General features: G+C 50.0%; 16 protein-coding genes. 8 read left to right on the plus strand and 8 right to left on the minus strand.

Annotation, left to right across the window (positions count from 1 at the left end; translation table 11 throughout):
* Positions 1–236 precede the first annotated feature (236 nt).
* The 4 genes from L2713_RS18115 to L2713_RS18130 are packed head-to-tail and all read right to left on the minus strand — an operon-like array spanning position 237 to position 2275.
* Positions 237–644 carry an NUDIX hydrolase gene (locus L2713_RS18115; protein WP_248968851.1) on the minus strand — a complete coding sequence of 136 codons (408 nt, stop codon included), beginning with the start codon at positions 642–644 and terminating at the stop codon, positions 237–239.
* Between the two features lie 34 nt (positions 645–678).
* On the minus strand, positions 679–1557 hold the full coding sequence (gene ypfJ, locus L2713_RS18120; protein ID WP_248968852.1) for a KPN_02809 family neutral zinc metallopeptidase: 879 nt from the start codon (positions 1555–1557) through the stop codon (positions 679–681).
* 47 nt (positions 1558–1604) lie between these two features.
* Positions 1605–2030: a hypothetical protein gene (locus L2713_RS18125; RefSeq protein WP_089068603.1), complete on the minus strand. Its 426-nt coding sequence runs from the start codon at positions 2028–2030 to the stop codon at positions 1605–1607.
* Between the two features lie 11 nt (positions 2031–2041).
* Positions 2042–2275, minus strand: coding sequence for a hypothetical protein (locus tag L2713_RS18130; RefSeq protein ID WP_109286837.1), 234 nt, complete (start codon positions 2273–2275; stop codon positions 2042–2044).
* Between the two features lie 193 nt (positions 2276–2468).
* Here L2713_RS18130 and L2713_RS18135 point away from each other — a divergent pair, with 193 nt between their 5' ends.
* The 5 genes from L2713_RS18135 (at position 2469) to L2713_RS18150 (ending at position 8421) form a co-directional block, all read left to right on the plus strand.
* Positions 2469–3962, plus strand: a complete 1494-nt coding sequence (locus L2713_RS18135; RefSeq protein ID WP_248968853.1) for a helicase HerA-like domain-containing protein — start codon at positions 2469–2471, stop codon at positions 3960–3962.
* A 313-nt stretch (positions 3963–4275) separates the two neighbouring features.
* Positions 4276–4398 (plus strand): hypothetical protein, encoded by a 123-nt coding sequence (locus L2713_RS20555; RefSeq protein ID WP_041408679.1) that lies wholly within the window; start codon positions 4276–4278, stop codon positions 4396–4398.
* A gap of 493 nt (positions 4399–4891) precedes the next feature.
* Positions 4892–5848, plus strand: coding sequence for a TAXI family TRAP transporter solute-binding subunit (locus L2713_RS18140; RefSeq protein WP_011627359.1), 957 nt, complete (start codon positions 4892–4894; stop codon positions 5846–5848).
* 107 nt (positions 5849–5955) lie between these two features.
* On the plus strand, positions 5956–7989 hold the full coding sequence (locus tag L2713_RS18145) for a TRAP transporter permease (RefSeq protein ID WP_011627360.1): 2034 nt from the start codon (positions 5956–5958) through the stop codon (positions 7987–7989).
* Between the two features lie 33 nt (positions 7990–8022).
* The gene (locus L2713_RS18150; protein ID WP_248968854.1) at positions 8023–8421 is read left to right on the plus strand and encodes a DUF1850 domain-containing protein; all 399 of its coding nucleotides are present in this window, start codon (positions 8023–8025) and stop codon (positions 8419–8421) included.
* Between the two features lie 46 nt (positions 8422–8467).
* Here L2713_RS18150 and L2713_RS18155 read toward each other — a convergent pair whose 3' ends face one another.
* On the minus strand, positions 8468–9454 hold the full coding sequence (locus L2713_RS18155) for a sensor domain-containing diguanylate cyclase (protein WP_248968855.1): 987 nt from the start codon (positions 9452–9454) through the stop codon (positions 8468–8470).
* 147 nt (positions 9455–9601) lie between these two features.
* On the minus strand, positions 9602–9937 hold the full coding sequence (locus L2713_RS18160) for an FKBP-type peptidyl-prolyl cis-trans isomerase (RefSeq protein WP_011621259.1): 336 nt from the start codon (positions 9935–9937) through the stop codon (positions 9602–9604).
* A 189-nt stretch (positions 9938–10126) separates the two neighbouring features.
* Here L2713_RS18160 and trxC point away from each other — a divergent pair, with 189 nt between their 5' ends.
* Positions 10127–10549 (plus strand): thioredoxin TrxC, encoded by a 423-nt coding sequence (trxC, locus tag L2713_RS18165; RefSeq protein ID WP_248968856.1) that lies wholly within the window; start codon positions 10127–10129, stop codon positions 10547–10549.
* 68 nt (positions 10550–10617) lie between these two features.
* Here trxC and L2713_RS18170 read toward each other — a convergent pair whose 3' ends face one another.
* Complete coding sequence (locus L2713_RS18170) at positions 10618–12018, minus strand: DASS family sodium-coupled anion symporter (RefSeq protein WP_109286831.1); 1401 nt, start codon at positions 12016–12018, stop codon at positions 10618–10620.
* Positions 12019–12676: 658 nt separating this feature from the next.
* Here L2713_RS18170 and L2713_RS18175 point away from each other — a divergent pair.
* On the plus strand, positions 12677–13720 hold the full coding sequence (locus L2713_RS18175; protein ID WP_248968857.1) for a sensor domain-containing diguanylate cyclase: 1044 nt from the start codon (positions 12677–12679) through the stop codon (positions 13718–13720).
* Positions 13721–13941: 221 nt separating this feature from the next.
* Complete coding sequence (locus tag L2713_RS18180) at positions 13942–15114, plus strand: MFS transporter (protein ID WP_248968858.1); 1173 nt, start codon at positions 13942–13944, stop codon at positions 15112–15114.
* Positions 15115–15162: 48 nt separating this feature from the next.
* Here L2713_RS18180 and L2713_RS18185 read toward each other — a convergent pair whose 3' ends face one another.
* Positions 15163–16785: a PepSY-associated TM helix domain-containing protein gene (locus L2713_RS18185; RefSeq protein ID WP_248968859.1), complete on the minus strand. Its 1623-nt coding sequence runs from the start codon at positions 16783–16785 to the stop codon at positions 15163–15165.
* Positions 16786–16789 lie beyond the last annotated feature (4 nt).

Here is a 16789-nt window from a genome sequence, read left to right on the forward strand (position 1 = left end):
TTGCAAACCGGATGGGTCCATATATGGCGAGCTAGCTTTCGCAGGTGCAGGGACGCATCCTTCGGAAGCGATAGCAAATTTGGCAATGAGCACAAGGGGCTTTCAACTCCGTTAGGCGCGGCAAGGGAGATCCAAGAGGGAATTGCTGTTGATCCCCTCTTGGTCGGGTGTGGGGTGAAGCCCCACGACTTTGACTTTGCTTTTAAAAGCAACCACCCGTGCTTGCTGACAAAGCCTTAAAACTTTGCACTCACGACAACACCATTGAAATTAAGACAATCTTTAATTCTTTGCAGCTGAACCGCGCTAAGCGTGTCGATATCATGGAAGGCAAACTCTGAGTGTTCATGGCTCAAGCGAATCACCGCATCGGCAGATGCAAACTCACAACGAAAGATAAAGGCTTGGGATTGATAGGTGCTGTGATAATACACGCCGCTTAGGTAGTGGACGTTCACCGCCAGCCCCAGTTCCTCTTGGCATTCGCGCAGCAGCGCTTCGTGAATGGTCTCTCCTGGTTCTAAGGCGCCGCCGGGTAAGCCCCAGGCGCAATTGCCGTAATTTGCCTTAAGGAGTAACACTTGGCCTGCATCGTTAGTGATCACCCCATGGCTACTGAGCCGAAACCTATCTTCAAATGCCATCGACCCATCCTACGTTGACGCGATTACTGGTTCGCTATTTGCCATTAAATGTATTGCAGCTGGCAAGCTTGCCTGAGGCAAAACCCGTCTTAAACCATTTTACCCTGTCAACCGAACTGCCATGGGTAAAAGCTTCGGGTTGTACGGCTCGGCCAGCCATTTTTTGCAAGCGATCGTCCCCCACGGCACTCGCAGCAGCAATGCCCTCTTCTACATCTCCGGCTTCGAGCAAATTGAGCTGCCTGTCGACATAATGCCCCCACACGCCAGCATAACAGTCGGCTTGCAATTCAAGGGCAACACTCAATTGATTGGCCTGCGCCTTGCCGACGGCTTGCTGCGCCTGACGCACTTTAGTGCTGGTCCCGAGTAGGTTCTGCACATGGTGACCCACCTCGTGGGCAATCACATAGGCGAAGGCAAAATCCCCCGGCGCCCCAAGTTTTTTCAGCTCCTCGAGAAAACTCAAGTCGATATAAACTTTGCTATCAGCGGGGCAATAGAAAGGCCCTGATTGCGCCTGTCCCATACCGCATCCCGTTGAGGTCATATTGCGATAAAGCACCAGTTTGGGCTCGACATATCGCCCCTGCAGCAATTGATTCCAGACGGTTTCGGTGGTGCCTAAGATTGCCGCCACAAACTGAGCATTTTCATCTTGAGCGGCCGTATTGCTGGCCGATTGTGATTGGCTGAACCCCGCTTGATTGCTCGGGTCTAGGGATAATCCGCCAGTAAAATATTGAAACGCAAAATACAATCCGCCTAGCAGCAATATCACTCGGCCGATTTTGGTGCGAAGTAGAAAAGGCAGCAAGCGCAGCAGGAGCGCGCTGGGCACGCCCGCGGACGCCATCTGTTGGTCACGTCTGTCTTCGATATTGGAGCTGCGGTCACTGTCACGCCAACGCATTGGATTTCCTAGGCTATGGGTATGGGAACTAGATTTCAGTGTAGCCGTTATTTGGGATCATTCTGCTCGGCGGGCGCCGCTTTTAACGAGCGTAAAAACAGCCCCAGCCCACCAAAGGCTAACACTAAAATCACGATCAAATCGAAGGCCGACATGGCCCTAAAGTGAAACTGAATCGAGCTTATTACGCCGACAATTAAGGCGACTAAGGAGCCTAAGGTGAGCAGCCAACCGAGCTTGGTCTTGGCATCAAAAAACACCATCACTATCCCGAGGATAAACGGCAGCATCACCATACCTGTGGTGATCGAGAATCCCTGTCCAAAGGCATTCATGCGGTAGAGTCCATAGCCCAGTCCAAAACTGGAACTTACCTGTATCGCATTGAATAACAGATAAAATCCTGCACACATCATGGCAAGTCCAATAAAAAATTGGCCAATACCGCCCTGTGTTCCTCCCGCTCCCTTCATACCAATCCTTTCTATTGACGTTGTTGAATCGCTCTATCTACAGCTTCTTTAAGCTGTTGGTCCTCTGCAGCTTTTTTGGCTTTCTCGTGGGCTGCCAACTGTTTATCCGCCTCGGCCACGCAGCGCTGTTTATCTAGCATGGGTTCATAGGGGTCAACATCCGTCCGGGCAGAACAGGCTAACTCGGCACAGGCGGAGGTCAACAGTGATGCGGACAAGACTAACATAATCAAAGGGGTTTTCATCTTAGGCTCCTCAACAAAATAGCTACACTTAACCAAGCTAACATTGGCAAGCTTGACTTGAGCTGTATCGATTATGTGCTCAACGATATTGACACAGATCCACGAAAGGCAAACACTGAGTGATGTTTTTTTATCCACTCATGACCGACGCCCCATTGGTTGATCACGGGGCTAATTAAGACAAGGACTGCGCTTGAATACTCTACTCTTAGGTAAAGGTGAGCAACAGGTTCACTTAAATCTTAAATATGCCAACCGCCACGGACTGATCGCAGGCGCTACCGGGACGGGGAAAACCGTTTCGCTGATGACCCTCGCCGAAGGCTTCTCCCGCCAAGGTGTGCCAGTATTTATCACCGACATTAAAGGCGATATCTCTGGGCTTGGCGTCGCGGGCACACCAAACGACAAACTCTTCCAGCGGGCCGCCGAAATCGGGATTGAGGAATATCAAACCGAGGCCAATCCTGTGGTTTTCTGGGATTTAGCTGGAGAGCAAGGGCACCCCTTACGCACAACCGTGAGCGAGATGGGGCCGACCCTGCTCGGGCGCATTCTCGAACTCAATGACACCCAAAGCAGTATTTTAGACATAGTGTTTCAACTGGCTGACGACCAAGGTTTATTGTTACTCGATCTCGACGATCTTCGCGCCATGCTGAACTTAGTCGCCGATGAGCGCAAAGATATCTCCGCCAAATATGGGCTTATCAGCGCCCAGTCCCTCGCCGCCATTCAACGCTCTGTCCTCGGTTTAGAGCGCGATGGTGGCAAAGACTTTTTCGGCGAACCTGCGCTTCAACTCGAAGACTTGATGCGCACTAACTTACAAGGGCGCGGCATTATCAACCTGTTAGCCGCCAATAAGTTAATCCTGACCCCTAACCTCTATTCCAGTTTCTTACTCTGGCTGCTATCAGAACTGTTTGAAAACCTACCCGAAGTCGGCGATCTCGATAAACCCAAGTTAGTCTTCTTTATCGATGAGGCGCACTTATTGTTTGAAGGCTGCCCGGCAAATTTGCTTAAACGCATAGAGCAGATTATGCGGCTTATCCGCTCCAAAGGCGTCGGGGTGTATTTTTGCTCGCAGTTTCCTGACGATATTCCCAACGAGATCTTAGGTCAGCTCGGTAATCGGATTCAGCATGCCCTCAGGGCGTATACCCCAAGGGATCAAAAAGCCGTTAAAACCGCGGCGGAGACCTTTGTGCCCAACCCTAAATTGGTGGTCAGCGAGGTGATTTCACAACTTGCCGTGGGCGAAGCTTTAGTCTCGACACTCGCCGAGAAAGGTGTGCCCACTATGGTGGAACGCGCCCTGATTGCACCGCCCCGCTGTCGCATGGGGCCCGCAAGTGCAGAGGAGTTAAACGCCATTCGTGCCAAGAGTCCCATTGGCGGCAAGTACGACACTTTAATCAACCGAGAGTCCGCCTACGAGCGGCTCAATCAACGGCACGCCGAAGCGGCCAATGGCGCTACTAGCACCAAAACCGCAAATACGCCCACCGCCCAAGAAGCGGATCAAGGCTGGTTTAGCGAACTGATCTTTGGCAATAAACGCCGCCAAGGATTGGCCGAGACACTCTCCAAACAAGCGGCGCGAACCGTGGGTAATCAACTCGGCAAACAAATATTGCGCGGACTACTCGGCGGCATACTCGGCAAGTCGACCCGCAGGTAATGGCGCGGGGCTAAAACCGTGCGCTAAACCGCATATTTTATATACACATTGGCACTACCATTAGCGTGAATTATTCTAAGTAGTGGGTGGATCTTAGTTAGGATTTAGGTGATAAGATTATTTTGCGAGTACCGCTCAGAGAGGCAAATAAATTCAAGTAATTTACCAATAGTTTTAAATAGTTGTGATTTAAAAATGGTGTAATTCGAGTTTAATCGTTTCGCTTTAATCAGGACATCATGGAACGGGTTTTACGCAAATGGCTTACATGATTAGCCTGATGAACAACCACTGAAAGTACATGGAGTTAACTATGAGTAAAGAGCAAAAAAATCGCAAAGAGGCCAAGAAACAGCCGTTAATGACGATGAAGGAAAAACGTGCCGCAAAACACGCCAAAAACGCGTCTAAAGGTCTCCTCGATAACGTTAAATAATATTGTGGCACTTTAGGGTGCGCCTCCAATATCGACAATTAAGGGTTAACTGCGGTTAGCCCTTTTTATTGGCTCGCTCTCGGTTTTTGGTTATTTATCCCGCAAACAACACAGATTAAGTTATCAATAAGGTGATGATTTAATTAGCCTAAGCCCTAAACTGAAAATGTCACCTAGACTAAAGCAACATGCACATTGCTTGAGTCTTTTGCTAAGGTTTTATTTACCTAGATCACCCAGAACCACAATCGCAGCTAAGTTACCGATTTATCAGCTTATTCCATTTTAGCCATCACAGCACCCGACGCTCGTTAGCCCTATTGGAATATTGGTTATACGCCTAATAAATCACGATTTAGACTGCATATAAACTCGTGACAAAGCCTGTATTTTGAGCAGATTTGGGTATATAAGTAGTGATACTAAAGTAGCAATCAAACAGTCCGATTTACCTTACCCTATATAACACAATAAAAAATAAGGATATTTCAGCATGAAAATCAACAAACGTTTTATCGCCGTTGGCGCAGCATTAACGCTCTCACTCAGCGCAGCCTCAATGGCGGCCGCACCTGCCTTTATCAATATCTTAACTGGCGGCACCAGTGGCGTGTATTACCCCATTGGTGTGGCACTGTCGCAGCTCTATGGCTCAGGCATTGAAGGCGCCAAAACCTCAGTGCAGGCCACTAAAGCCTCGGTTGAAAACCTCAACTTGCTGCAAGCGGGCCGTGGTGAATTGGCCTTAGCCTTAGGCGATTCGGTAGCAGCAGCCTATCAAGGCGATGCCGATGCAGGCTTTAAAAAGCCATTAGATAAGGTGCGCGTGCTCGCAGCCGCTTACCCTAACTACATTCAAATTGTGGCCAATAAGGAATCTGGTATCAAAACCTTAGCCGATTTGAAAGGTAAACGTATTTCTGTCGGTGCGCCTAAGTCAGGTACTGAACTCAACGCGCGCGCCATTTTTAAAGCCGCGGGTTTAAGCTACGAAGACATGGGCAAAGTGGAGTTTTTACCCTATGCCGAATCGGTCGAGCTGATTAAGAACCGTCAGTTAGATGCGACCCTACAATCTTCGGGCTTAGGTATGGCAGCGATCCGCGATTTAGCCGCGACTATGCCAATCAACTTTGTGGAAATTCCCGAAGATGTGATCGGCAAAATCAATAACCCAGCCTATCAACATGGGGTGATCCCAGCAGCCACCTACGAAGGCCAAACCGCCGATGTCTCTACGGTTGCGATTCAAAACCTCTTTGTGACTCAAGCCGGTGTGTCTGACGATTTAGCCTATCAGATGACTAAACTGATGTTTGAGCATTTAGACCGCCTCGGCAACGCCCACTCAGCGGCGAAAGCCATTCAATTAGACAAGGCAACCAAAAACCTGCCTGCGCCACTGCACCCAGGTGCTGAGCGTTATTTCAAAGAAGTTGGCGCACTCTAAGGGTGTAACCTCAATCTGTGCGACCCGTTTTTCACCTAAGCACTTGAGTGATAACGTCACTCAAGTGCTGCGTCGCCCTCTGTAGTCTAATGCTGTGAGGCATAAATATGAGCGATTCCGAACAAGGACTAGGCGCTAAGACCAGTGACTGGCCCAAGGCGCTGTTTTACACCGCGCTACTTTTCTCTATTTTTCAAATCATTACTGCCGCCTTTCATCCCGTATCGACCCAAGTTTTGCGGGCAACTCACGTAGGCTTTTTACTGTTAATCGTATTTTTAAGTTATCCGGCGGTGGGCAAGTCTCGCCCTTGGCAACCCTTAGCCTGGGTACTTGGTCTTGCGGGCATGGCAACGGCCGCCTATCAATGGTTTTTTGAGGCCGACTTGATCCAGCGCTCCGGTGAACTCACCGATGCCGATATGGTAATTGGCGTTGTGTTAATTGTCTTAGTGTTTGAAGCCGCGCGGCGGGTGATGGGCTGGGCACTGCCGATTATCTGCTGTATTTTCTTGGCCTACGGCTTATTCGGCCAATATCTCCCCGGTGACTTAATGCACCGTGGCTACGGCGTTGACCAAATTATCAATCAGTTATCCTTCGGTACCGAAGGGCTCTACGGCACACCAACCTATGTGTCGGCTACCTATATCTTCCTATTTATTCTCTTTGGTGCCTTTTTAGAGCAGGCGGGGATGATCCGTCTGTTTACCGATTTTGCCATGGGTTTATTCGGCCATAAGCTCGGCGGCCCGGCGAAAGTGGCCGTGGTTTCTTCGGCGATGATGGGCACAATTACAGGCTCGGGCGTTGCCAACGTGGTGACCACGGGGCAATTTACCATTCCCTTGATGAAACGCTTTGGCTACCGCCCCGCCTTTGCCGGCGGTGTAGAAGCCACTTCCAGTATGGGCAGCCAAATTATGCCGCCCATCATGGGCGCGGTGGCCTTTATCATGGCCGAAACTATTAACGTGCCGTTTATTGAAATCGCCAAAGCGGCGTTAATCCCCGCATTGTTGTATTTCAGCTCAGTGTTCTGGATGGTGCATCTGGAAGCCAAACGCGCCAATCTCTGTGGTTTGCCTAAGGACCAATGCCCCGATCCTTGGGCGGCAGTGAAGGAGCGCTGGTATCTGCTGATCCCACTGTTTATTTTGATTTACTTGCTCTTTTCGGGACGTACGCCACTGTTCTCCGGCATGGTCGGTTTAGCTCTGACTTCGATTGTGATCTTAGGCTCTGCAATTGTGCTGCGCCTACCTTCTAATGCGATGCGCTTTGCCTTTTGGATTGCCCTTGGGGTGTTGTGTGCTGGCTTCTTCCAGATGGGTATCGCCGTCGTCTTTGGGGTCATCGCCTTACTTGTCGCTGTCTGCTGGTTTATCAAAGGGGGCAAAGATACCCTGACCATCTGCCTGCACGCTTTAGTCGATGGCGCTCGCCATGCGGTGCCCGTGGGGATTGCCTGCGCCCTTGTTGGGGTGATTATCGGGATCGTCTCGCTGACGGGGATAGCCTCAACCTTCGCCAGTTACATTCTCGCCGTGGGTCAAGATAACCTTTTCCTCTCGCTGGTGTTAACTATGCTTACCTGCATGGTGTTGGGCATGGGCATCCCGAGTATCCCTAACTATATTATTACCAGCTCGATCGCCGCCCCCGCCCTGCTGGACTTAGGTGTGCCGCTGATCGTCTCCCATATGTTTGTGTTTTACTTTGGGATTATGGCCGATCTCACGCCTCCCGTCGCCTTGGCCTGCTTTGCCGCCGCGCCAATCGCAAAAGAATCTGGGCTGAAGATCAGCCTATGGGCGATTCGCATCGCTATCGCTGGCTTTGTGATCCCCTTTATGGCGGTTTACGATCCGGCGCTTATGCTACAAAGCGATAGCTGGCTTGCCATCGGCTTTGTGATGTTAAAAGCCACCGTGGGCATAGGCATCTGGGGCGTGATCTTCACCGGTTTCTTACTGCAAAAACTCTATTGGTGGGAGCGTGTTATCGGCTTCCTCGCCGGAGCCAGTTTAATCCTTGCGACACCGCTCAGTGATGAAATCGGCTTTGGTCTGGCGCTACTCTTTATCGTGCAGCACAGCCTTAGAGCGCGCAAACTGAAACGTCTTGCCGAGCAGGGGTAAGGTTTTGAGTGTATGCAAAGGTAAGGCAATAAGATGCTAGGTCTATGTTTAGGCCTAGCGGGCACACTGTGGGCGCAAGTGCCCACAGAGCAATTCACCCTCGCGTGGAACCACAGTATAGAAAAAATCCGCTGGGAAGAAGACTATCAAGTCACCACTCAAGGATTACGCCTCACTGAGGCCAGAGTCAAAGGCACGGGCGCGGGAATGGAAATCCCCGATGATGCAGTATTTAGCAATGGCAGTTGGCATTATCAACCTAAGTTGCCCGTGCTGCCGAGATTACGCCTAGGGCGCACACCCGAGGCGGGGGATTTTGAGCTGTGCTTCACTCAGGCTTCGGGGGAGACGCAGTGCCAAGCTATGAGTCATTGGATTGGCCCGCCGAACAAACAAGATGCCGCCGTTGAGGTGTGGGGCTGTCAGCTGTGAAATATCACTTTATAAAGACGCGCAAGCTAGGCGCATCTGCCGCCGATTAACGGTCAATAGCGCGCTCATTCCGAGAGAAGCTGTAGCCGTTTTTCCCTTGGTGTTTAATACGATACATAGCGGCATCGGCGCGATCGCAGCTTTGAGCAAAACGATCACCATACTCAAAAATATCGATACCGATACTCAGGCTAATCGCCACCTCGCAACCATCGAGTAAGAAACGCTGTCGATAAACATCCAATAAGGATTGCGCGAGCATTCCTAAGGCTTCGATATCCGAAGTGGGCAGGACAATCACAAACTCGTCCCCGCCGAGCCGCGCGATCTTCGCCTGCGCGCCCGAATGTTCCACTAAGGAATGCGCCACATGCACCAATAAGTTATCGCCAAACTTGTGGCCATGGTGATCATTTAAGGCTTTAAAACCATCAAGATCGATAAAGAATAACGCCCCGCGCTGGCCGGGTTGCAATAGCTCATCGAAGGCAGTGGTGATGGCTTGGCGGTTCATCAGGTTGGTGAGCGGATCGCTATGGGCTAACCTTGCTAAATCCAGCTCGTAGCGCTTTTCTTGAGTGATATCGATATGGCTGCCCATCATCCGCAGCGGCGTGCCGTCGGGTAGACGCTCAACAATGCGGCCACGATCCGACACCCAAGTGATGCTGCCATCTTTGTGCAGCATGCGGTGTACGACCTGATAATAATCGGCCTTGCCATTCACATGGTCTTCAAAGGCTTTGATTACCCAGTCTTTATCCTCTGGATGAAGTTTGCTTTTCCAGCTGTCGACATGGGCGCGAAGCTCCTCGCGGCTAAAGCCGAGCAGTTCGCCCCACTTCACATTGAAAAGGGTGAGATTGCCACTGGGAACATGCTGCTCCCACAAACACAAGCCATTGCCATCGAGGGCGGCAAAGAGTTTTTCTTCGGCGCGATTATTGAGCGCCGTTAACCGCGCATTTTCACGTTTAAGCTCGGCGATTTCGGCCTGAAGTTGCTTTATTTCTGCTGCAGAATCCGCTACCACGAAAAGTCTCTGTTGTTAAATTGGGGGATTTTCGTCCAGTGTAAAACAGTTAATGCCGAAGGGACATAGTAAAAAGGATAAAGCCAAAGGGGAGCAGGCAAGCCGCACAAAGGAGTCAGCCAGATGCTGACCCCATCAAGCTAACGCTTAATCGCGGGTGAGCACTTCAAGCAATTCAATCTCAAAGGTGAGGTCAGAATTTGGCTTGATATGGGCACCAATTTGACGCTCGCCGTAGGCTAAATGCGCAGGGACGAATAACTTACGTTTTCCGCCAACCTTCATGCCCATCAGTCCTTGATCCCAACCTTTAATCACTCGGCCAGTGCCAATCACGCATTGAAATGCCTGACCACGGTCATAGGAGGAATCAAACTGAGTGCCATCCTGCAAAAAACCGCGGTATTGAGTGGTGATCAACGCGCCTTTTACGGCCTCTTTTCCTTCGCCGATAACCAGATCGACAACTTCTAATTCAGTCATTTAATTAATCTCTTCGTCTTCACTTACATACAAGTGATTCATCAAAGAGCCTATTCTAACATCGCCAACCGAGCTTGTCGGTGCAGCTCACCCATTTTGTGGTGCAGGTTTCGATACGCCTTTAACTCCCTTTAAATTTGCCACGACGTCCCCATATCTACAGCATGCATTGAGCTAAGGAGCCATCCCATGATTATCGCCTGCCCCCACTGTGACACCTTAAACCGCGTGCCCCAAGAGCGGTTAACTGAGCAGCCTACCTGCGGCAAATGTAAACAGAATCTGTTTACGGCGGCGCCCATTGAGCTCACGAGCGCCAATTTTATCAATCATGCTCACAAGTCAGAGTTGCCAATCGTTGTTGATTTTTGGGCGAGCTGGTGCGGCCCCTGCAAAAGCTTTGCGCCCACCTTTTCGGCGGCAGCCAAAGCATGGGAACCACAATTTCGCTTCGGCAAGATTAATACCGAGGAGCAACAGGCGTTGGCGGCGCAATTTGGGATCCGCTCTATCCCTACGCTGATGATATTCAAACAGGGGCATCTTATCGCCCAGCAAGCGGGCGCCTTACCCAAGTCGGCGCTCGACCAATGGCTGCAGCGTTATTGCTAGAATCTATAGTTTCGCCCATAAAAATACCCAGCCTAGCTGGGTATTTTATTTGAATGAATCAGGCGCGTTTACACTTCCCAGAAGGTGTGGGCAATAATGCCCAGCACTATCATGCTGAGGAAGTTAACTATCATACCCACTCGCACCATTTCCGATTGCTTAATATGGCCAGAGCCGTAAACAATGGCGTTAGGCGGCGTCGCCACTGGCAACATAAAGGCGCAGGAAGCCGCAATACCAATCAGCACTGAGAGCATCACAGGCGATACCCCTAATGCTTCGGCAATCGCCGCAAATACTGGCACTAACAGCGCGGCACTCGCGGTATTACTGGCAAACTCGGTCAGCATCACCACGAAAGCGATTACCGCGAACACGAACAGCGACATATGGGTGCTACCAAAAATATCCGTCATCCAGTGCGCGAGGAACACGCTGGTACCAGTACTTTTGAGCACGGCACTCAAGGTTAAACCGCCACCGAACAGGATCAATACGCCCCAATCTGTGGTCGATTCGATCTTCTTCCAGCCTACGAGCCCAAGTCCTGCCAGCAACACTACAGTGCCAAGGGCGACGACGGTATCAAATTGCGTGATCCCACCGAGCGCTTTGGCCAGCGGCACACTGAAAATCCAGCAACAAACCGTCGCGAGGAAGATAACTAAGGTGAGTTTGCCTTGGAAAGTCAGTTTTTGTTCTTCAACATCCAACTTACATTGCGCCGATAGATCCGGCTTAAAGTACCAGTAGAGTGCCAAAAGCATCATAGGTAACATCAAGATCACCGTAGGAATGCCAAACTTCAGCCAGTCGCTAAAGCTTAGGCCGACCTGCGCCGCGGCAATCGCGTTTGGCGGGCTGCCGACTAAGGTACCAATGCCACCAATGTTGGCGGAATAGGCAATCCCAAGCAGTAAGAACACATAAGTGCTGTGGTACATCTTGCGATCGAGCTGCTGCAAAATCCCCAGCGCGAGTGGCAACATCATCGCCGTGGTTGCTGTGTTACTGATCCACATAGACAGCAACGCCGTCACGCCAAACAGCATTAAACAGGCAATACTGAGTTTACCCTTGGAGGCCAGTAATAATTTTTGCGCTATCAGGGTATCGATCTTTTGATGGTGCAGCGCCGCGGCTAATACAAAACCACCGAAAAACAGATAGATAATGGGATTAGCAAAGTTACTCATGGCTTCTTTGGTTTCAAACACCCCAAAGAATACCGCCAAAATCGGCACTAAAATCGCCGTGATACTGATGTGAATCGCTTCGCTTAACCACAAGATGGCGGCGAACACTAAGATAGCCAGCCCTGTATTGACCCCTTGGTCAAAGGGTAAACCGTAATACAGCGCGAATAGCAGCAGAATATCCGCCACTAAGATCAGCATTTTTTTCTTTTCAAGCCCGGCATTCGCGGGCGAATGATTGGGGGGAACCGACGTTGATTGCTCTAAGGACATGGTGACAACCTTCATACCATTATTTTTTTAGGCAAATTTAGGGCATAGGTCACACTTGGCAAAGCAGTTTATTTTGTACTTTTGCCACCAAGCAACCACAAATACTGCAGACAAAAGGCGCAAAAATGCCATTTTCGAGATAAAAATCACCTGTTTTTGATCTGAACTTATGTACAAAATTTTCAAACGTACAAAAATACCGCAAAAGTTTGCCAAAGCTGTAATTGAATAAATGTTTAAAACTGTGACATACATCAAACTTTAGTTTTCGACCAAGTGATAAAGGCTGAATTTAATCTTAAAAACAGCAGTTAAAACCAAAATATCTAAACCATTTACACTTTTACAACCAAAAATCCCACCAAAGACAATCGCTGCATATTTTCCAATTTATTCACATTTAAACAACCACTCAATTTAACGGCTCGCCGAACAACAACCGTCTGAGCCCCGAGATGATGCGGATTTTCAAGCTATCTCCCCCTTCGCGCGGCCCTATCAAGTTGTGTCAGCTTGAATGCAAACAAGAGATTCTTTAACCTAAAACCAACAAAGATTGCAGAGCGTGCAAACTCACTCTATATTGCAGCTAGAACCTTATTTAGGCATTTAAAATATTGCTTTAAATGACCAAAGGCGTTTAAGGGAGGGGATAGCGATGGACAGATATTTTAACCCCTTGAGTTTATCTGATAGTGCCAAGGAACATCAGATTAGCTTCCCCGTGGACTTTGTGCAGGCGCTTGCCGTGGCGACCTCACTCCAAGAAGTGCTCGATACGGTTTCCCAATGGATCTATCAACTCTTTGATGCACAACGAGTCAGCATCACCTTAAAGGACGATGCCGACTACCTAAAAATCTATTCCATCAGTGGCGATAAGGCTATTCCACTCGACTTTAGAGTCCCGATTGCTAACACCTTTGTTGGGCGCGTATTCACTAACAAGACAGTACTGATTTGCGATGATCTGACGACATCCGCAGATCTGGACTGCATCATGCTTGCCCAGAGCGGCATGAATACCTGCATGGACGCCCCATTACTCTATGGGGATATTTGTTTGGGCACACTTAATGTTGCCCATCAGCAATCCAATTATTACACCGATTTACACGCCTTAGAGTTACAGTGCTTAGCCAATTGGATTAGCCTGAACATCAGCCTGCGTCTACAGCTGAAAGAACTCGAATACCTTGCCTCAACGGATCATTTAACAGGTGCGGCCAATCGACGGGTGTTTACCCAAAAAATCCAACAAGCCATCGCGGTGTTCCATGAACAGGGACAAGCCTTTTACTTTGCTTTGATGGACATAGATCATTTTAAGATGCTCAATGACCAATTTGGCCATACCGCAGGGGACTATGTGTTACAGCGGATTGTCGCGATTACCGAAACCCTGATGACGAGTCCAGGTAAATTCTTTCGGATCGGCGGTGAGGAATTTGCGATAATCTTCCTCGAGCAAACTGGGTATGATGCCCTGCAGTTTTTTAACGATATCAGGGAAGCCATTGCCAAGGCCGCCATGGAATATGATGATGTACAGCTCAGCGTCAGTGTCAGTATCGGCTTTACCGCGATGAGCGCATTAGACGAGGCGCCAGAATCCCTGCTGCGCCGCGCGGATAAGGCGCTGTATCAGGCAAAACTGGCGGGGAGAAATCGTGTAGTGATGTTTAACAGCACTCAAGTATAATTACCCGACATGTTTAATAACCCTTCATTCAACGTCGAAAAAACGCACAACAAAATCGCAAGCTTGTAACATTTAAAGCTCATTATCTCTATGAATAATAAACACAAATATTATTCACCATCTCAGTCAATCTAACTCACTTTACCCTGCACAAAATTCGGCCTAAAGTCGCGCCCGTAATCTCACCTCCCGCTAATGATTTATCCATTTTGGTACCGCTTGTGGAAAATAGTGCATTAACTCCATCGACTCAAAAGCCAGGGCTGTTTGTGCCTGTTGCTGGCTTAAGCCTATTTGCCCTCGCTTCGGGCTATTTGATGAGTTTGATCCCGCTGTCTCTCAGTTACTTTGAGCTCAGCTCCGATCTCGCACCATGGCTCGCGAGTATTTTCTACCTAGGCTTATTGCTGGGCGCACCTTGCATCGCGCCAATCGTGGCACGTATTGGCCACAGCAAGGCATTTATTTTATTTCTCAATATCTTATTGTGCAGCGTTGTGGTCATGGTACTGCTGCCACAGGGCGATATCTGGCTCGCTTCGCGACTCGTTGCTGGTGTCGCGGTGGCAGGGATTTTTGTGGTCGTCGAATCTTGGTTGCTGATGGCCGATACCCAAAAACAACGGGCCAAACGCTTAGGCCTATATATGACCGCCCTCTACGGCGGCACGGCAATCGGACAACTCGCGGTCGATTACTTAGGTACCACGGGCAACCTTCCCTATTTAGTGGTGATAGGTTTACTGGCCGCCGCCAGTTTACCCGCGCTCTTAGTCAAACGCGGTCAACCACAATCGAGCGAGCAACACTCGATTGCCCTCTCGGATCTTAAAAACCTGAGTAAACCCGCCGTAGTCGGTTGTTTGGTCTCGGGATTATTGCTCGGCCCCATTTACGGCCTATTACCTGTTTATGTGTCGCAGGACATGGGATTTGCCCAGCAGACAGGGCAATTTATGGCGCTGATCATTATGGGCGGCATGATTGTCCAGCCCTTAGTGAGCTATTTATCTCCACGCTTCCAGAAGAGTGCATTAATGGCCGCCTTCTGCTTAATTGGTGCAGCGGCACTCTTTTTACTGACACAGAAATCCCTCGTTGGACTCTGGTTAGGCTTTGTGTTGCTGGGCGCCTGCGCCTTTGCCCTCTACCCTATCGCCATCAGTCTGGCCTGCGATCATCTGCCCAGCAGCCAAATTGTGTCTGCAACTCAGATTATGTTGCTCAGTTATTCCGTCGGTTCGGTTATCGGCCCGGTTGCTGCGAGTCGCTTTAATCATATCGAACATGGCCTACTGCTCTACTTAGCCGCCAGTTTTGTGCTGACCTCTTGTTACCTTGGCGCGCACTTACTGGTGCGAAGCAAACCTCGCTTGCCGACGGCAAAAGCTTAAGGCCTATTGCTAAATAACAAAAAGGGCGCCGATAAGGGCGCCCATTTTTTAGACCGTTTTTAACCTGGCTTCTTCAGCCACAGGCTCCTTGTTGGGAATGGCCCAGACACTGTCCTGCGGGCCATTGAATACGCGATGGCGCGTGAGTCGGTATCCATAATAGAATACGCCGCTAAAGCCGAGCGCCACCAGATCGACCCCGAGCGTTGCCGCCGAATGGGGCGCCCATAAGCCAAGATTCGGCACTAACAGCCCAATCACAGAGGTAATAGGCATTGCCAGACTCGCCAAGGCGCACAGAGGTAAAATCAGCAGTGCCGCCCTCGCCGCGCCGCGCCAAAAGGCATAGGCCACTAAGGCGGCGAAGACGACATAGTACAACCACAGATAGAGATGATTAATATTGCTCACCTGTGAGTAGAACCATTTGCCCAGCAACATGCTCACCGCCAGAGCGGCAACCGAACCTAAGCAAATCCCCACGGTGGCGCTCGCCATTAATCGGCAAGCACGCGTCTGCTCACTCGCCTGTTTTTTACGTCGCTTTTCCAGCCAAAGCAAGTTGCCGCTGTAAAATAAAAAAGCGCCACTCAAGCCTAAAAAGAAATACACCCAACGCCCAAGATCGCCCCCGTAACTGCCAAAGTGCAGCCCAAAGAATACCGCGACCGTTCTGGCCCAAATGCCCTTGTCACTCTGGTCAATGGTGCTGTTGGTTATCTTGAGGCTATAGGGATGCAGATATAAGTAATCGGTAACTGGCCCGCGCATAAAGCCGTTAGGGTTGTACAGGCCTAAACGCAAGGTCGCACGGGGATTATTCAAGTTCATAAAGGTCATTTCATGCACTTGATACTCGGGGGCGAGTTCCTGCACCTTAGTCAGAACTGTGCTGACCTTGGGCAAATCGGCGAGCGTATAGGGCGTTCTGTCGGGTGCGGGTTGGGCAAACAGCGGTTTTTCACCGTAAACCACCTGCTTAAGCCCATCGTAAAGCTGATCATGGAAGGCAAACACTATCACGGTCAAACTGATCACCAGATGAAATGGCAAACTAGTGATGCCGACTAAGTTGTGGGCATCGAGCCAGAAACGACTCTCGCCCTTATCTTTACGTAGAGCGAAAAAGCTTTTAGTTAAGGTGGGCAGTAAGAAAATCACTCCAGAAACCAGCGCCAAGAAGTATAAGAAGGCGGCGACGCCGAGCACATAGACGCCCGCTTGATCGTGACCCACTTCACCAGCAATCCCCGCAGTGCGGTGTAATTGGTCAATCAGCTCGGCCAGCTCGCTTGGGGTACTCAGTTGAGTCACTAATTGCCCCTGCTCGTCGAGGCTGGCATGCCAAAGCTGGTTGCTCATGCTGAGTTCACGCTCCGAGCCCTGCTCATACCAAGTCATCGGCGACTGATGTTCATCATTCAAATGCAAACTAAAGCCATTTTTCGCCTTATCGTCCCGCGCTAACACCTGCGACACTAGCTCATCGAGCCTATCGGCAGAGACTTGCGGTAAAGTCACTGAGGGCGGCATTGACCAAGCGTCAATCGCGCCTTTAAACATCGTGAGCGATCCGGCATAGAAACCGATAAACAACACTATTCCGGCGATGATCCCAGTCCAAATATGGATAGACTGATACACCCGTAACACATCACTGCGCACTTTCATCCCT

Source organism: Shewanella seohaensis (assembly GCF_023283775.1).
GTDB lineage: Bacteria > Pseudomonadota > Gammaproteobacteria > Enterobacterales > Shewanellaceae > Shewanella > Shewanella seohaensis.